The organism is Tahibacter aquaticus, assembly GCF_004363655.1.
Lineage (GTDB): Bacteria > Pseudomonadota > Gammaproteobacteria > Xanthomonadales > Rhodanobacteraceae > Tahibacter > Tahibacter aquaticus.
Window position 1 is genome coordinate 378765 of record NZ_SNZH01000001.1, and the last position, 15285, is coordinate 394049.

The window sequence follows — 15285 nt, forward strand, 5'->3', positions numbered from 1 at the left end:
TCAGCAGGTTATTGCCGGCTGGGGATCAGCGCCAACGGCGCTCCACCACGAACTCGGCAGCACAGCCCTGGTCGACCCAGACGCCGGCGCGGTTATAGCCCCAGGTACGGCCCTGGACGCAGCGCGTGCTGGAGATCTGGCGCACGAGGCGTACTTCGCCGCCACGACCGACATCGACCTGACACATGTTGTAGCGGTAGTCGCTGCTGCGGCAGACGAAGCTGATGTCGCGGTCCCAGTCCGGACCCGGATTCCAGCCACCGCCACCACCACCGCCGTGACCACCTCCGCCGCCGCCTGCTTCGACGAAGACGCCGGAACAGCCGCGGTCTACCCAGATGCTGCCACGACGGTCGATGCCCCAGGTCTGGCCACGTACACAACTGCTGCCCGACAGCTGGCGCACCAGGCGGGCGTCGCGCCAGCCGGCATCGCAGCGGGCGTAACGGTAATTCTCGCTACGGCATTCGATCGAATCGCGACCGCCGCCCCGTTGAGCCTGGGCCACGGACGAAGTCCCCAACAATGCCCCCAGAAACAGAGCGGCTATTCCCAGCACACGCGTGATCATTGCACCTTCTCCTTTGGCCAAACGCCTGCCTAGTGTAAGTGCTGAACACCTGACAGGTGCGTGAGGACCACGCTGCAGCACGGCAATGGTTCAGGCCGCAGCAAAACTCAGCCCGACGACGGCGTCGTGGTAGCAGTCGCCGGCTTGTCGCTGCTCGGCGTCGCTGCCGCGGGCTCGCTCTTGGCCGGTTCGCTCTTGGCTGCACCGCTGTCGCTGCCGCCTTCGGCCAGATTGCGCTTCTTGTCGCCGTCTTTCTTGAAATCGGTCTCGTACCAGCCCGAGCCGGCCAGCCGGAACGACGGTGCGGTCACGCGGCGACGCACGCCGGGCTTGGCGCAGGCCGGGCAGTCGGTGGGATCGGGGTCGGACAATTTCTGCAGGCGATCGAAGCGCTTGCCGCACTCGCTGCATTCGAACTCATAGATCGGCATTGCTGCACCTGGATAGGCAAAAACGCGCCGCAGGAAGCGGCGCCGGCCCGCATTGTGCGGACCGGCGCGGGGTTTTCAAGCAATTTCGGCCGGACGGCGTCTCAGGCCGCTGCCGTAGCACCCGTGTGGCCGAACACCAGCTGGCTGCCGTGGGCGTCTACCGTGACGGTCTCGCCGCTGCCGAAACGGCCTTCCAGGATCTGCCGCGCCAACGGGTTTTCCAACTGCTGCTGGATCGCCCGCTTGAGCGGCCGCGCGCCGTATACCGGGTCGAAACCAGCCTGGCCGAGCAGGTCCAGCGCCGCGTCGCTGATTTCCAGCCGCAGTTGGCGTTCGGCCAGGCGCCGGGCCAGCCCGGCGGTCTGGATGCGTGCAATCGCGCGAATCTGCGCCTGCTCCAGCGGGCGGAACACCACGATCTCGTCCAGCCGGTTGATGAATTCGGGACGGAACTGCGCCTGCACCACGCCCATTACCGCAGCCTTGATCTGGGTATAGCCTTCCTCGCCGCCGATGCTCGCCGCCTCTTGAATAAGCTGCGAACCGAGATTGGAGGTCAGCACGATCACACAGTTGCGGAAATCCACGGTGCGGCCCTGGCCGTCGGTCAGGCGGCCGTCGTCGAGCACCTGCAGCAGTACGTTGAACACGTCCGGATGCGCTTTTTCCACTTCGTCGAGCAGGATCACGCTGTACGGGCGGCGCCGCACCGCCTCGGTCAGGTAGCCGCCTTCCTCGTAGCCGACATAGCCCGGCGGCGCGCCGATCAGGCGCGACACCGAATGTTTTTCCATGAATTCCGACATGTCGATACGCACCATCGCATCGCTGGCATCGAACAGGAAATCCGCCAGGGCCTTGCACAGTTCGGTCTTGCCCACGCCGGTCGGTCCGAGGAACAGGAAAGAGCCGGACGGCCGGTTCGGATCGGACAGCCCGGCACGGGCACGCCGTATCGCATCGCTGACCGCACGCACGGCCTCGTCCTGGCCGACCACGCGCTTGTGCAGTTCGGCTTCCATGCGCAGCAGTTTTTCGCGCTCGCCTTCGAGCATGCGGCTGACCGGAATGCCGGTCCAGCGCGCCACGACCTCGGCGATCTCCTCGGCCGTGACCTTGTCCTGCAGCAGGGTAAAGCCGACGTTCTCGGCTTCCTGCGCCAGCTTGAGCTGCTTTTCCAGCTCGGGCAGGCGGCCATACTGGATTTCGCTCATGCGCGCGAAATCCTGATGGCGCTGCGCCGCTTCCAGCTCCAGGCGCGCCTGCTCGATCTGCTCCTTGATGCGGGTAGCGCCCTGCAGCGTGGCTTTTTCCGATTTCCACACTTCTTCCAGGTCGGAGAACTCCCGCTCCAGCACGGCAATGTCTTTTTCCAGGTCGGCCAGGCGCTGGATCGATTCGGAATCCTTCTCTTTTTTCAGCGCTTCGCGCTGGATCTTCAGCTGGATCAGGCGGCGCTCACGCCGGTCCATTTCCTCGGGCTTGGAATCGATCTCCATGCGGATGCGCGAGGCCGCCTCGTCCATCAGGTCGATGGCCTTGTCCGGCAGCTGGCGGTCGGCGATATAGCGGTGCGACAGCGTGGCAGCGGCGACCACCGCCGGGTCGGTGATCTCCACGCCGTGGTGTACGGCGTAGCGCTCCTTCAGCCCGCGCAGGATGGCAATGGTGTCCTCGACGCTGGGCTCGCCCACGAACACCTTCTGGAAGCGCCGCTCCAACGCAGCGTCTTTTTCCACATATTTACGATATTCATCGAGCGTGGTCGCGCCGATGCAATGCAGCTCGCCGCGGGCCAGCGCAGGCTTGAGCATATTGCCCGCGTCCATCGAGCCTTCGGCCTTGCCCGCGCCGACCATGGTGTGCAGCTCGTCGATGAAAAGAATCACCCGGCCTTCCTGCTTGGACAGGTCGCTGAGCACGGCCTTGAGGCGCTCCTCGAATTCGCCGCGGAACTTGGCCCCGGCGATCAGCGCACCCATGTCCAGGCTCAGCACGCGGCGGTCGCGCAGGTTTTCCGGCACTTCGTGATTGACGATGCGCTGGGCCAGTCCTTCGACGATGGCGGTCTTGCCCACGCCGGGCTCGCCGATCAGCACCGGATTGTTCTTGGTGCGCCGCTGCAATACCTGGATGGTGCGGCGGATTTCCTCGTCGCGACCGATGACCGGATCGAGCTTGCCGCTCTCGGCCAGCGCGGTCAGGTCGACGCAGTATTTTTCCAGCGCCTGGCGCTGCTCTTCCGCGCCTTCGCTCTGCACTTTTTCGCCGCCGCGCATCTTGTCGATCGCCGCAGCGACATTGCTTTTGTTCGCGCCGGCGGCCTTCAGCGCCGTGCCCAGTTCGCCCTTGTCATCCAGCGCAGCCAGCACGAACAGTTCGCTGGCAATGAATTGGTCGCCGCGTTGCTGCGCCAGCTTGTCGCACAGGTTGAGCAGGCGGTTGAGATCGCTGGAAATGTTGATATTGCCTTCCTGCCCCTTGATCTGCGGCAGGCGTTGCACGGCCTCGGCCACGCGCTGGCGCAGCAGCGGCACATTGACCTGAGCCTGGCTCAGCAGCGGCACGGTGGAACCGCCTTGCTGGTCGAGCAGGGCCGCCATCAGGTGCAGCGGTTCCAGCATGTTGTGGTCGCGGCCCAGCGCAAGACTTTGCGCATCGGCCAGGGCCTGTTGCAGACGCGATGTGAACTTGTCCAGACGCATGGGTCACCCGGAGGAAAGAAGGAGGCCGGGTAATCCCGGCGATGGCGCATGAATAAGGCCGCGGCGCGCCGATTCAAGCACAGGTGTGGCGCCCGGCAGCATTGCAGGCGGTTGGCACGGCGCGGTTACCATGGCGTTTTTGCGGCGACGTCGCTTATGTCCTGGACCGTATTGCTGCTCGGCGCCTACGGCTTGTTCGGCACGCGCATCGCGCAACGCCTGGCGCGGCAGAACGGCTGGCGCCTGCTGCTGGCCGGTCGCGATGCAAGTCGCGCCCAGGCCCTGGCCGTGCGCTGCCGCGCCGATCCGGACTGCCTTGCCGAACTCGTCCCCGTCCTCGTGGATGCTCACACCGCGGGCTTCGCAGCGCTACTGCAACGCGAACGGCCTCAGCTCGTCATTCACTGCGCCGGACCGTTCCAGCAGCAGGGCTATGCGATCGCGCAGGCCTGCCTGGAAGCCGGCGCGCACTACGTCGATCTCGCCGACGGCCGCGACTACGTGCTCGGCTTCGGCCCGGCGCTGGATGCGCTGGCCCGCAAGTACGACCGCCTTGCTGTCACCGGCGCCAGCACCGTGCCGGGCCTGTCGGCTGCCGTCGTCGACCAGTGCCGTGGCGAATTCTCGCGCCTGGACGGCATCGACATCGGCATCAGCCCGGGCAACCGTACCGAGCGCGGGCTCGCCACCGTCGCGGCCATCCTGTCCTACGTCGGCCGCCCCCTGCCCTGGCGCGAACACGCGCGGCCGGTGGCGGTATACGGCTGGCAGGCCCTGCAACGGCACGTCTACGCAACGCCGGTGGGGCCGCGCTGGCTGGCCGCCTGCGACGTGCCGGACCTTGCGCTGTTCGAACCGCGCTACGGCCCGCTGCAGCATCTGCGTTTTCGCGCCGGGCTGGAACTCAAACACCTGCATTTCGGCCTTTGGCTGCTGTCCTGGCTGGTGCGAGCCGGCCTGGTGCGCGACCTGGCCCGCCACGCGCCCACGCTCAAGCGCCTGAGCGAATGGTTCGCCCGGGACGGCAGCGAGCAAGGCGCCATGCACGTCGCACTGAGCGGCGTGGGCAATAGCGGCAGCGCGCACGAGCGCTGCTGGGAAATCATCGCCCGCGACGGCGACGGCCCGCAGATTCCGGCGACGGCCGCCGTCGTCGTCGCGATCAAACTTGCCCGTGGCGAGCTTGCCGTGCGCGGCGCGCTGCCCTGCATCGGTCTGTTCACGCTAGCCGAATGCCTGCGCTCGCTCCAGCCGTACGCGATCGAAACCCGGCTGCGCTGACAGCCGGCAGCCATTCCACGCCCTATCGATGCACGATGTGGAAACCGCTTTTTCCCAAACTGCGCTGTTGAAGCGAAGTGAACTTGATCACATCGCCGCGGTTTTTGCGAATAGCTTGGTTGGTCCGGAACCAATCCGGCCCGTCCGGCAGCGCGCCGCTCTCACCGCAGCCGAACGCGCATCGCCCGCGTCGGCGCCGTCATTACGCTGGCCGGCGCGGGTCTATCCCCGTCGAGTTGGCGAAAGCCATGAATCTGTTTCGCACTACCCTGCTGGCGCTGGCCCTGACGCTGCCCGGCGCAGCCTTCGCCTCGGTCAGTCTGGACTGCTCGACCACCAACATCTGCTTCGCCTTCGCCAGCAGCCCGGTTCGCCGACGCCGTTCAAATACAGCTGGAACTGGTCGTACGCCGAAGGCCCGCCGCATTCCAGCGTGGTGATTCCCTCGCCCTGCGAAAACCGCTCGACCTGTACCTTTCGCTGTCCGCAGGAAAACGGCGGCAGCCAGTTGCTGCAGATCGGCGTAACCGTGCTCGACGCGAACAACCAGCTGCTGGGTACCGGCAGCTCAACGCGCAACTGCGGCAGGTCCGACGGCTGAGCGGACGTCGCCGCACCACGGCGGAAGCTCCGCCCAAGGGGCTTCCGTCGTTGTCAGTCGAGAAAGCGCGGCGCCGTCGCCGCATCGGGCAGCAGGCAGGTATCGCGCCGGCCGAACCAGCGGTAGCGGTTGCGCGCGACCAAGCGGTAGCCCGCATCGCGCAGCGGTCGCGGCACCAGCCGTAGCGCACGAAGCAGGCGCCAGGCACCACCGAAGCTGTCGACGATGCGCAGGATCGCATCGCTGTCGCGATATCCCTGGCCGGCGTCGATCCAGAGGAACGACAAAGGATCGTCCGCATCCAGCCCGTGCTGCTGCAGCAAGCGGCGGCCGCTGGCCGACTGCATGGGCGCAAAGCGGATACGACCAGCCTTGTCATGCCTGAGCAGGAACTGCACCCAGCCGCTGCACAGGCGACAGACCCCGTCGAACACGACGACCGGCGCGCCGCCGTTGTCCACAGGCACAGGCTCAGTCGCCGCCATCGCCACCACCGTCGCCACTATCGGCATTGCCGTGGCGCTCGCTGTCGTAGTCGTCGCTACTGTCGTAGTCGTCGCGAGCCTCATCGGCGAGGGGCTGGTCGGGCCATTCGTTTTCGACCCAGGCCGGATCGGCATCGAGCCAGCCGCTGTAATGAACCAGTTCGCCCGCCAGCGGCAGCGCGGCGGCGACCTCGAAGCAATAGCGTCCGTCGCGTTCGAACTCGCGCGCCTTCACGCCAGAGAACCAGCTGGCCGGCAAGGGCAGACCCAGCGCCCGTACGCGGTCCACTGTCCAGACCAGCGCAGCGTTTTGCACCGACAGGCGGAAATGGAAGGTGACCAGGCCAAGACGTTCGCACAGACGGCCTTTGCGCTTCCACATCGCCGAACCCATGCGATGGCCGTCGAAATTGCGCAGCCAGTGTTCGCGCCGGGGCGTCGCGGTGATTTCCACGCACAGCGGCGCATCCTGCATGGCGGGCGGCAGTCCGGTGACCCGTCCGCATAGCCTCGCCAGCCAATGACTGCCGCGGCGTATCGTCGCCGCACCCTGGAATGTTTGCAGACCCCGGCGCAGATGCAGCGCCTGCACCGTCCTGGGCAGCTTGGCGAAGGCGCTGCCGAGCAGGCGCGGGAACATCAGCCGGGTCGCGCGCCGATGCGCCGCGAGCGCAGTTGGCCTTGCCGTATGCTGCGCCGGCTGTGCCGACGCCAGCGGCTCGATCCAGATCAGGCTGGCGAAACGTCCCGTCGGCCGCGAGCGCCGGTGCGAATAGAAGCGCGGGTCGGTAAACGTGTCGAAGCCGCCGCCGCTGACAGCGTCGACGCCTACGGCGGCCAGGCGCTGCCGCGCCAGTTCATACAGATCGCATAGCCAGTGGCCGGGCCGCGTCTCGCTGAACGCCCTGTGCGCAGTGGCATCGTGGGCGACAAAGGCAGCGCGCACTTCCTCGCCCACTTCGTAGCTCGCCGGCCCTATCGCCGGCCCCAGCCAGACGCGCAACTGCGCGGCCGGCGCCTCGAAGCGGGCCAGGGTCGCCTCGATCACACCGGCGGCCAGCCCGCGCCAGCCTGCGTGCACGGCAGCGACTTCGCGCCCATCGTCGCTGCAGATAAGCAGCGGCAGGCAGTCGGCCGTCTGCACCAGGCAGACCAGGCCGGGGCGGTTGGTATAGGCCGCGTCGGCGACCGGATCGTCGTGATGGTCGCCATCCGGGTTGCCCTGCTGCGCCACCGAATGCACGGCAACGCCGTGCACCTGGCGCAACCAGACCGGCTCGGACGGCAAGGCGAGGGTGTGGCGTAGCACGACACGATTCGCCACCACATTGGCCGGCGCATCGCCGCAGCGCGAACCCAGGTTGCCCGAATCGAACGGCGACGGCGAAACACCGGCGAGCCGGCGCGTCGTCACCGCTGCCCGCACGCCGGGAGGCAGCTCCCAGGCAGGAATCAACAAGCCGCCGGCCCGATGCACAAGACCGCCGGCTGTCGTCATGGTCTAGCGCCGCTTCGCATTGTCGGCTTCGCCGTTGACCTTGGTATCGCCGCGCAAGGCCACGACCAGCGCCGCCAGGTCGGCCGGACGTTCGGCCTCGACCGAGATCGTCTTGCCGCCGACCGGATGGGTGAATTCCAGCTTCTCCGCGTGCAAGGCCTGGCGCTTGAAGCCGCGCAGCACTTCGGTCAGCTCCGGCGTAGCCCCCTTGGGCAGGCGCAAGCCGCCGCCGTACATGATGTCGCCCACCAGCGGATGGCGGATATGCGACATATGCACGCGAATCTGGTGGGTACGGCCGGTTTCCAGGTTGCATTGCACCAGGGTGTGGGCGCGGAAGCGCTCGCGCACGCGGTAGTGCGTCACCGCCGGCCGGCCGGCCGGTTCGTCGACCACGGCCTGCTTGACCCGGTCCTTGGGATGGCGGCCGATCGGCGCATCGACACTGCCGCCGGAAATCATCGGCCCCATGACCAGGGCCTCGTACTGGCGGTGCATGGCGCGTTCGGACAGCTGTTCCACCAGGGTGGTGTGGGCACGCAGGCTGCGCGCAATCACCATCAGGCCGGAAGTGTCCTTGTCCAGGCGGTGCACGATGCCGGCGCGGGGAATCTCGATCAGCTTGGCATCGTAGTGCAGCAGCGCGTTCTGCAAAGTGCCGGCCGGGTTGCCGGCGCCCGGATGCACCACCAGGCCGACGGGCTTGTTGATCACCAGCACGTCGGCGTCTTCGAAGCGGATGTCCAGCTCGATGTCCTCGGGCGCCATCGGCACCTCTTGCGAGGCCACGGCCACCAGGCTGATGCGCTGGCCGCCCTTGACCAGCTGGCGCGGCGCCACCAGGGCACCGTCGAGCAAGGCATCGCCAGATTTGATCCAGCTGCTCAGACGCGAGCGGGAATAGTCCGGAAACAGCTCGGCCAGCACTTGATCGAAGCGGCGGCCCGCGTGTTCGAACGGAATTTCAACGGTAAGGACAGCAGAGGATTCATTCATGCGGGGTTTTGCCTGGCCGGGGCGAGGCTCGATTCTTTGGGCTATGATCGCGGCCCGCATTTTCGCAGAGCGTGGCCCTACCATGCGAGTTTCCTTGCTGATCCGACTGACCCTGCTTGTTGCACTGCTGGCGCTGGGCGCCTGCTCGCGCAGTGGCAAGAAGGGCGATCCGATCGAAACCCTGCCGGTGGACCAGGTCTACTCCCTGGGCAAAGAGGCCTTGCAAAACAATAACCTCGAACGCGCCGCCCGTACTTATGAACGACTGATCGCGCGCTTTCCCTTCGGCCCTTATACGGAACAGGCACAGCTGGAACTGGCCTACGCCCAGTACAAGGACCACAAGGAGGAAGAGGCCTACTCCGCGATCAACCGCTTCATCAAGACCTATCCCACGCACAAACACATCGACTACGCCTACTACTTGCGCGGTCTGATCAACTTCAACCGGTCCAACGGCCTGCTCGAGCGCTATATCAGCCGCGACGAGACCAAGCGCGACCAGGCCTTCGCCCTGCAGTCGTTCGAAGACTTCAGCGAACTGATCAAGCGCTATCCCGACAGCCGCTTCAGCAACGATGCCCGCCAGCGCATGATCTACCTGCGCAACAACATGGCCCAGGCGGAAATCGGCGTCGCCCTGTTCTATCTGCGCCAGAAGGCCTATGTGGCCGCCGCCAACCGCGCCGAGAAAATCATCGAAAACTACCAGCGCACGCCGCAGGCCGGCGACGCCCTGGCCGTGCTGGCCGAGTCGTATGCGCGCCTGGGCCAGGACAAGCTCAGTACCGACGCCAAGCGCGTGCTGGAGCTGAACTATCCGGAACACCCGTATCTGCAGGGCAAGTACCCGCCCAAGCGGAAGAGCTGGAAGCGCCTGATTCCGTTCACCGAGCGCGGCTGATTGCCGCGGCCACGGCCGCGGTCCTTATGCATCCCCGAAATGTTGCGCAGGCGATAGACTCTGCCTGCGCATTGTTTCGGGAGGATCTATAGCCCCCGCAGGCAAACGCTTCCGACCGGGGGAAGTTTCATGAGTCAAATCACGCTGTTGCTCGAACAGGCCCACGCCGGTGACGACGCAGCCTGGCAACAGGTCGTCGCCCTGCTGTATGGCGATCTGCTGCGGCTGGCCCGCTGCGCCAGCACCTCGGGCCGGCCCAACACCCTGAATGCCACTGCGCTGGTGCACGAGTGCTACCTGCGCATCGCCAGCAACAGCGGCGAGAACGGCATCGGCAGCCGCTCGCACTTTCTCGCCCTGGCCGGCCGTGCCATGCGCCAGATCCTGGTCAATCATGCCCGTGACCGCATGGCGGCCAAGCGCGGCGGCGGCGCTGAACACACCACGCTGGACCAGCACGAACTCGCCGCCGACCGCGAAGCGGAAGAACTCATCGGCGTGGACTCGGTACTGCAACAACTCGGACGCGAAGACGAGCGCATGGTGCGCATCGTCGATTGCCGCATCTTCGGCGGACTGACCGAAGTCGAGACCGCCGAAGCCTTGCGCATGCCGCTGCGCTCGGTGCAACGCCTCTGGGCGCAGGCGCGGGAACGCCTGCAGAACCTGCTGGCGGCCTAGCCCGGCAATGGCCGGCCTGATCGAGCGCATGTTCGAACCAGGCCAACTGCTGCAGGGCGCGCTGGTGCGCAGCCTGCTGCGCTCGGCCGGCCTGGCCGAACTGGCGCCCGGCCGCACGCTGGGGCCGTTCCGCATCGCTCGCGAGATCGCCCGCGGCGGCATGGGGATCGTCTATCTCGCCGCCCGCGCCGACGGCGAATACGAACAGGACGTCGCCATCAAATGGCTGCCGCTGGGCCGGCTCGACGCCGTCGCGCTGCAGTTGTTCCGGCACGAGCGGCAGATTCTGGCCGGACTGCGCCATCCGCATATCGCCCGCCTGCTCGACGGCGGCCATGGCGAAGACGGCCACCTCTGGTTTGCGATGGAATACGTAGAGGGCACAACCATCGACCAGCACGCCGCCGAACAGGGCCTGGGCTGGCGCGAACGCGTGCAACTGCTGCTGCCCGTCGTCGATGCTGTGCAGTTCGCCCATGGCCGGCTGCTGCTGCACCGGGACATCAAGCCGGCCAACGTGCGCGTCGATGCGGACGGCCGCGCCAAGCTGCTGGATTTCGGCATCGCCACCCTGGTGACCGACAGCACGGCGCAACGCGCCTTCACCCCCGGCTATGCCAGCCCGGAACAACTGGCCGGCGCCGCGCCGCAGGTCGCCTCGGACATCTGGCAGCTGGGCCGGCTGCTGCACGACGTGCTGGCCGCCGGCAACAGCCCGGCCGCGCCGCGCGATCTCGCCGCTGTCGTGGCCAAGGCCATGGCCGACGATCCGGCGCGGCGCTACGCCACGGTTTCCGCATTGCAAGCCGATCTCAAACGCCTGCTGGCCTACCAGCCGGTCAGTGCGCGGCCGCCGCACTTGGCGCACAGGGCACACCTGCTGCTGCAGGCCTATCCACTGGGTTCGCTCGCCGCCGGCCTGCTGGTGCTGGCCTTTGTCGCCATCATCGCCGGCTTCATGCTCAAGCTGGCGCGCCAACGCGATGCGGCCGAACAGGCGCGCGAAGTGGCCCAGGCAGTCAACCGCTTCATCAACGAGGATTTCCTGCCCGGCGCCGATCCGCTGCAGCGCGGCAGTGGCGACATTCGCGTGGCCGAGCTGATGGCCGGCGCGCTGGACAAGGTCGAGCAGCGCCTGTCCGGCATGCCCGAAGTGGCCGGCGAAATCGACCTGAGCCTGGGCCGCTCGCTGGCCGGCCTGGGCCGCTACGACCTGGCCGAAGTCGCCCTGGGCCGTGCCATCGCCCGCCTGGGCCAGGTGCGCGGGGCTACGCATGTCAGCGTGCTGCAGGCGCGTCTGAGCCTGAGCCAAGTGCGCATCGGCGCCGCCGGCCTGGCCCAGAACGAAGCCGACCTGCACGTCCTGCGCAGCGATGCCCTTGCAGCGCTGGGCGACCGCGCCGAGCTGGTCGCCGACATCGACAACCAGATCGGCCGTGCCGCCTTCCTGCGTGAAGAATTCGCCCTGTGCGAAGCGCGCTATCTGGCCTTGCTGCCGCGCACCGCGCAGATGACGCCCGCCTCGCAGGCCGATACCTACATGGGCCTGAGCCTGTGCGAATCGCGCCTGGGGCATTTCGACGCCGCCCTGCAGCACGCGCGGCGTGCGCGCGAACTGTATGCGGGCGTACGCGGCGCCGATCACGCATTCACCCTGGAAACGCATATCGCGATCGAAACCGCCCTGGTCGGGCTGGGCCGCTACGACGAAGCGGTCGTACTGCTGCGCGAACTGCAGCGGCAGCTGTCCCACCGCTACGGCGCGGCGCACCCGACCACGCTGACGGTAACCCACGACCTGGGCTTCGCCCTGACTTGCGCCGGCCAGGCCGAAGGCGCGAGCTGGCTGCGCCAGGCCGCGCAGGGCCGTGCCCGCGAACTGGGCGAGCAACATCCCTGGCATGCGATGAGCCTGGCTGTACTCAGCATGGCCTTGCTGCGCCAGGGCGATACCACCGGCGCGGCGCAGGCACTCGACGAAGCCGACGCCATCCTCGATGCATCCGGCCCAACAACGCCGTTCGTCAAGGCCATCGTGCTGGAAAACCGCGCCGACCTGGCCCTGGCGCAGCACCGCTATGCCTGGGCGATCCCTCTGTTCGACCGTGCCATCGCTGCAGCCCAGCCGCTTTATGCGCCGCAACACCAGCGCCTGACCATCCTCCAGCTGGGCCGCGGCCTGGCCCTGACCCAGGCCGGCCGCCGCAGCGAGGGCCAAGCCTTGCTCGCTGCCGCACTGGACCACCTGGGCAACAGCCCCGACTGCCGCGCCAACCAGATCGAGCAGGCGCGGCAGCTGCTGGCGACTCGCTAAACATTAAATAAAGCTACAAATGCGATTTTCTGGTCTTGCGCAAGATGCTACCGGCCGGAACCCAACAGGCCCCCTCCCCGCTCCGGCCGGCGCACCCCTCGCCTAGCGGTTCATACGCAGCGTATGCGTCCAGGTATGGTCATACGGCGCCGAAACGGTCCAGTTGTAGTTGGACCAGGTAAAGCCTTCGCCCGGCCAGGGGTTCATATAGGCCACGCGCTGGGTACCGCTGCGGTCGTCGTAGCCATAGCCGACGATGAAATGCCCGCCGCCGCTGTACCAGCCGAACCGCAGCACGAAGGGGCGATTGGCGTTGATGTCGCTGACCACCGCATTCCAGCTCAAGGCATACCCATAGCCGGAACTGGACAGGCCCCAGTTGGACAGGATGGACTGGATGCTGCCGCCCGTGCCGTACATGGAATTGGCCGTATTTGCGCCGGAATTCCAGTTGAAATTGCTGTTGCCGCAGGCGTCGCTGCGGCCGTAGGCCCAGTTGACCACGCCGCACTGGCTGGGCGTGGAGCCGTACCAGCGCAGCACGTCGACTGCGGTGGCGGCCCAGCACCAGTTGCTGTGCTCCTGGGTGACAAGGTTCACATTGAGATAACGGTACGCGGCATTGCTGCTGGCACTGGCGGCCAGCAAGGCGGCCAGCACGGCATGACGGATCAAGGCTTTCATGGAGGCTCCCGGCTTCAGCGATCGAGGTTGCGCGCGACGGCGTCGCGCAGTTCGGGCAGCAGTTCGGCTTCGGCCATCAGGCCGTCGCCGCCGCGTTGCGCCAGCAGCAGCGATTCGCGCGCCGCCCGCAGCGGCGCGAAGCGTGCCGCCGTGCCGTTGCCGCGTACCTCGATGAAGTCCGCCGTCGCCTGCGGCAGGCGCAGATAGCGCAGCTGCGCACCGCGCACCTGCGCCCGCACTACCGCGTCCATATCCTTGACCAGGCCGGCGCCGCCGAAGGAAACCGCCTGCCATTGCACACCGTCCTGCACCATGGTCACCAGGCCGACCGAGCGGCCGTTCACGCTGACGGCGAAGCGCCAGGTGCCGGTCGCCCGCGCTGCATCGCTGAGGCTGGCGCCGCCGGCGAGACTTGCCGCATCCACGTCATACACCTGGAAACCGTAGCCGAGGCTGGCGTTCTGCAGCTGCGCCACATCGTCCAGCTCCAGCGGAAAGCCCTGCGGCAAGGTGCCCGCTTCGCTGCGGAACTGCGCCGCGAACTGGTGCAGCGCCGCCTCGGCACTGCTGCGTGCCGGCGTGGCCACGCGCGCCGGTGCGGCGGCGAAATCCGCCTCTGCCACCGGTGTTGCCGCGTTTGCGGCGCAAGCGATGCCGGCCAGCAGGGCAAAGCCCGCCGGAATCAGATACCTGGTTTTCATTGCTCACTCCTACGATGTCATTACGGACGCGACACCGCTGCGCAATCGCGCTGATCGGGCCGCACGCAGGACGCCCCCGCTCCCCGGATGGACGCTCCCCAGGTATTCAATACACGGAAACGCAGCGATTCCCGCCAACGTGCCGGCTGCTGCAGCGCTAGCGCCGTAGTGCACGAAGTAACAAACGTCTTTTGGGATTTTTTCTTCTGCGCCTCAGCCCAAGCGCTCGCCGCTGCCCGCGGCGAAGTACTGCAGGCGCTGCGGCGCATAGGCCAGCCGCAGGCGGCTGCCCGCTGCCGGCACTTCCCCCGGCGCAATGCGCGCCACCAGCGCCTGTTCGCCCAGGCGCAGATTGAGGAAAGTCTCGCTGCCGACAGGCTCGGCCAGATCGAGCACCGCCTCGACCACACCCGCCGGCGACAGGCTGCCGGGCCGAATCCAGGCAAGATCTTCCGGACGCAGACCGACGACGATCTCCTCGCCCGCTACCGCCGGCACCTGTTCGCGCGATCCCAGCGCCAGGCGCAGGCCGTAGCCCAGCTCCAGCGCCACGCCGTCGGCCGCCACGCGGCCACGCAGCAGGTTCATGCCGGGGCTGCCGAGAAACGCCGCCACGAACACATTGGCCGGCCGCGCATACAGTGCCAGTGGCGTATCGATCTGCTGGATAGCGCCGTCGTTCATCACCACGATGCGATGGCCCAGGGTCATCGCCTCGACCTGGTCGTGGGTGACATAGACCATGGTTGCACCCAGCTCGCGGTGCAGCCGCGCAATCTCTACGCGCATCGCCGCGCGCAGCCTGGCATCGAGGTTGGACAGCGGCTCGTCGAGCAGAAACACCTTGGGCTGGCGCACCAGCGCACGGCCCAGCGCGACGCGCTGGCGCTGCCCGCCGGAAAGCTCGGCCGGGCGCAGTTTCAGCATGGATTGCAAACCCAGCATGGCCGCCGCCGTGGCAATGCGCCGCTGCATCTCGTCCTTGGGCGTAGCGCGCAGCTTCAGCCCGAAGGCCAGGTTTTCCGCCACGCTCATGTGCGGATACAGGGCGTAGTTCTGGAACACCATGGCGATGTCGCGATCGCGCGGCGCCAGTTCGTTGACGCGCTTACCGGCAATACACAGCTCACCGGCGCTGACGTCTTCCAGTCCGGCGATCATGCGCAGCAGGGTCGATTTGCCGCAGCCGGACGGCCCGACCAGCACAAGCAGCTCGCCCTCGGCGATGGCGAAACTGGCGCCGGCCACGGCAACGCGGCCGTTTGCATACACCTTGCGTACCCCGTCCAGACTTACCGTCGCCATGCGCCTGCCCGTTGGCGGCGCCAGCGCCGCAGTGCCTGTATCGTCCGATGGTCGCGCCTCGGGCCGGCAGCCCTTCCGCGTTGCGCCGCATTATGCTGCAATGTAATCGTTTTCATCGACCTGGGACC

At 67.1% G+C, this 15285-nt stretch carries 14 protein-coding genes and 1 pseudogene; 5 read left to right on the top strand and 10 right to left on the bottom strand.

Features of this window, described 5'->3' with window-relative positions:
• Positions 1-25: 25 nt before the first annotated feature.
• From DFR29_RS01515 to clpB, 3 genes are all read right to left on the bottom strand, one after another.
• A complete protein-coding gene (locus tag DFR29_RS01515) occupies positions 26-571 on the bottom strand; it encodes a DUF3011 domain-containing protein (RefSeq protein ID WP_133816784.1) in 546 nt (181 codons plus the stop codon).
• A gap of 107 nt (positions 572-678) precedes the next feature.
• Positions 679-1002: an FmdB family zinc ribbon protein gene (locus tag DFR29_RS01520; RefSeq protein WP_133816785.1), complete on the bottom strand. Its 324-nt coding sequence runs from the start codon at positions 1000-1002 to the stop codon at positions 679-681.
• Positions 1003-1103: 101 nt separating this feature from the next.
• On the bottom strand, positions 1104-3707 hold the full coding sequence (gene clpB, locus DFR29_RS01525) for an ATP-dependent chaperone ClpB (RefSeq protein WP_133816786.1): 2604 nt from the start codon (positions 3705-3707) through the stop codon (positions 1104-1106).
• A gap of 156 nt (positions 3708-3863) precedes the next feature.
• Between clpB and DFR29_RS01530 the strand changes: the two genes are divergently transcribed.
• Positions 3864-4988, top strand: coding sequence for a saccharopine dehydrogenase family protein (locus DFR29_RS01530; protein WP_133816787.1), 1125 nt, complete (start codon positions 3864-3866; stop codon positions 4986-4988).
• Positions 4989-5025: 37 nt separating this feature from the next.
• Positions 5026-5589, top strand: coding sequence for a hypothetical protein (locus DFR29_RS01535; protein WP_133816788.1), 564 nt, complete (start codon positions 5026-5028; stop codon positions 5587-5589).
• Positions 5590-5642: 53 nt separating this feature from the next.
• Here the strand turns inward: DFR29_RS01535 and DFR29_RS01540 are convergent, their stop codons facing one another.
• From DFR29_RS01540 to rluD, 4 genes and pseudogenes are all read right to left on the bottom strand, one after another.
• Positions 5643-6074, bottom strand: coding sequence for a thiol-disulfide oxidoreductase DCC family protein (locus DFR29_RS01540; RefSeq protein ID WP_166653806.1), 432 nt, complete (start codon positions 6072-6074; stop codon positions 5643-5645).
• Complete coding sequence (locus DFR29_RS28920; protein ID WP_166653835.1) at positions 6061-6714, bottom strand: DUF4166 domain-containing protein; 654 nt, start codon at positions 6712-6714, stop codon at positions 6061-6063. Before DFR29_RS28920 ends, DFR29_RS01540 begins: the two co-directional genes overlap by 14 nt.
• A 75-nt stretch (positions 6715-6789) precedes the next feature.
• Positions 6790-7572: pseudogene (pgeF, locus tag DFR29_RS28925) on the bottom strand (peptidoglycan editing factor PgeF); the annotation flags it as partial.
• 3 nt (positions 7573-7575) lie between these two features.
• Positions 7576-8568, bottom strand: coding sequence for a 23S rRNA pseudouridine(1911/1915/1917) synthase RluD (rluD, locus tag DFR29_RS01550; RefSeq protein ID WP_133816791.1), 993 nt, complete (start codon positions 8566-8568; stop codon positions 7576-7578).
• An 82-nt stretch (positions 8569-8650) separates the two neighbouring features.
• Between rluD and DFR29_RS01555 the strand changes: the two genes are divergently transcribed.
• The 3 genes from DFR29_RS01555 to DFR29_RS01565 all read left to right on the top strand — a co-directional run bounded on the left by DFR29_RS01555 (position 8651) and on the right by DFR29_RS01565 (position 12467).
• Positions 8651-9472: an outer membrane protein assembly factor BamD gene (locus DFR29_RS01555; protein WP_133816792.1), complete on the top strand. Its 822-nt coding sequence runs from the start codon at positions 8651-8653 to the stop codon at positions 9470-9472.
• A 129-nt stretch (positions 9473-9601) separates the two neighbouring features.
• Positions 9602-10153: an ECF-type sigma factor gene (locus DFR29_RS01560; RefSeq protein ID WP_133816793.1), complete on the top strand. Its 552-nt coding sequence runs from the start codon at positions 9602-9604 to the stop codon at positions 10151-10153.
• Positions 10154-10181: 28 nt separating this feature from the next.
• Entirely contained in the window at positions 10182-12467 is a 2286-nt protein-coding gene (locus tag DFR29_RS01565; RefSeq protein WP_166653807.1) for a serine/threonine protein kinase, read from the top strand.
• A gap of 102 nt (positions 12468-12569) precedes the next feature.
• Here the strand turns inward: DFR29_RS01565 and DFR29_RS01570 are convergent, their stop codons facing one another.
• The 3 genes from DFR29_RS01570 to DFR29_RS01580 all read right to left on the bottom strand — a co-directional run bounded on the left by DFR29_RS01570 (position 12570) and on the right by DFR29_RS01580 (position 15157).
• Positions 12570-13151: a C39 family peptidase gene (locus tag DFR29_RS01570; RefSeq protein WP_133816795.1), complete on the bottom strand. Its 582-nt coding sequence runs from the start codon at positions 13149-13151 to the stop codon at positions 12570-12572.
• Positions 13152-13165: 14 nt separating this feature from the next.
• Complete coding sequence (locus tag DFR29_RS01575; RefSeq protein ID WP_133816796.1) at positions 13166-13852, bottom strand: hypothetical protein; 687 nt, start codon at positions 13850-13852, stop codon at positions 13166-13168.
• Between the two features lie 213 nt (positions 13853-14065).
• On the bottom strand, positions 14066-15157 hold the full coding sequence (locus tag DFR29_RS01580) for an ABC transporter ATP-binding protein (RefSeq protein WP_133816797.1): 1092 nt from the start codon (positions 15155-15157) through the stop codon (positions 14066-14068).
• Positions 15158-15285: the final 128 nt, after the last annotated feature.

Coding starts and splice junctions, on each gene's coding strand:
- DFR29_RS01515 (WP_133816784.1), bottom strand. CDS start 571: ATGATCACGCGTGTGCTGGGAATAGCCGCTCTGTTTCTGGGGGCATTG.
- DFR29_RS01520 (WP_133816785.1), bottom strand. CDS start 1,002: ATGCCGATCTATGAGTTCGAATGCAGCGAGTGCGGCAAGCGCTTCGAT.
- clpB (WP_133816786.1), bottom strand. CDS start 3,707: ATGCGTCTGGACAAGTTCACATCGCGTCTGCAACAGGCCCTGGCCGAT.
- DFR29_RS01530 (WP_133816787.1), top strand. CDS start 3,864: ATGTCCTGGACCGTATTGCTGCTCGGCGCCTACGGCTTGTTCGGCACG.
- DFR29_RS01540 (WP_166653806.1), bottom strand. CDS start 6,074: ATGGCGGCGACTGAGCCTGTGCCTGTGGACAACGGCGGCGCGCCGGTC.
- DFR29_RS28920 (WP_166653835.1), bottom strand. CDS start 6,714: ATGTTCCCGCGCCTGCTCGGCAGCGCCTTCGCCAAGCTGCCCAGGACG.
- rluD (WP_133816791.1), bottom strand. CDS start 8,568: ATGAATGAATCCTCTGCTGTCCTTACCGTTGAAATTCCGTTCGAACAC.
- DFR29_RS01555 (WP_133816792.1), top strand. CDS start 8,651: ATGCGAGTTTCCTTGCTGATCCGACTGACCCTGCTTGTTGCACTGCTG.
- DFR29_RS01560 (WP_133816793.1), top strand. CDS start 9,602: ATGAGTCAAATCACGCTGTTGCTCGAACAGGCCCACGCCGGTGACGAC.
- DFR29_RS01565 (WP_166653807.1), top strand. CDS start 10,182: ATGTTCGAACCAGGCCAACTGCTGCAGGGCGCGCTGGTGCGCAGCCTG.
- DFR29_RS01570 (WP_133816795.1), bottom strand. CDS start 13,151: ATGAAAGCCTTGATCCGTCATGCCGTGCTGGCCGCCTTGCTGGCCGCC.
- DFR29_RS01575 (WP_133816796.1), bottom strand. CDS start 13,852: ATGAAAACCAGGTATCTGATTCCGGCGGGCTTTGCCCTGCTGGCCGGC.
- DFR29_RS01580 (WP_133816797.1), bottom strand. CDS start 15,157: ATGGCGACGGTAAGTCTGGACGGGGTACGCAAGGTGTATGCAAACGGC.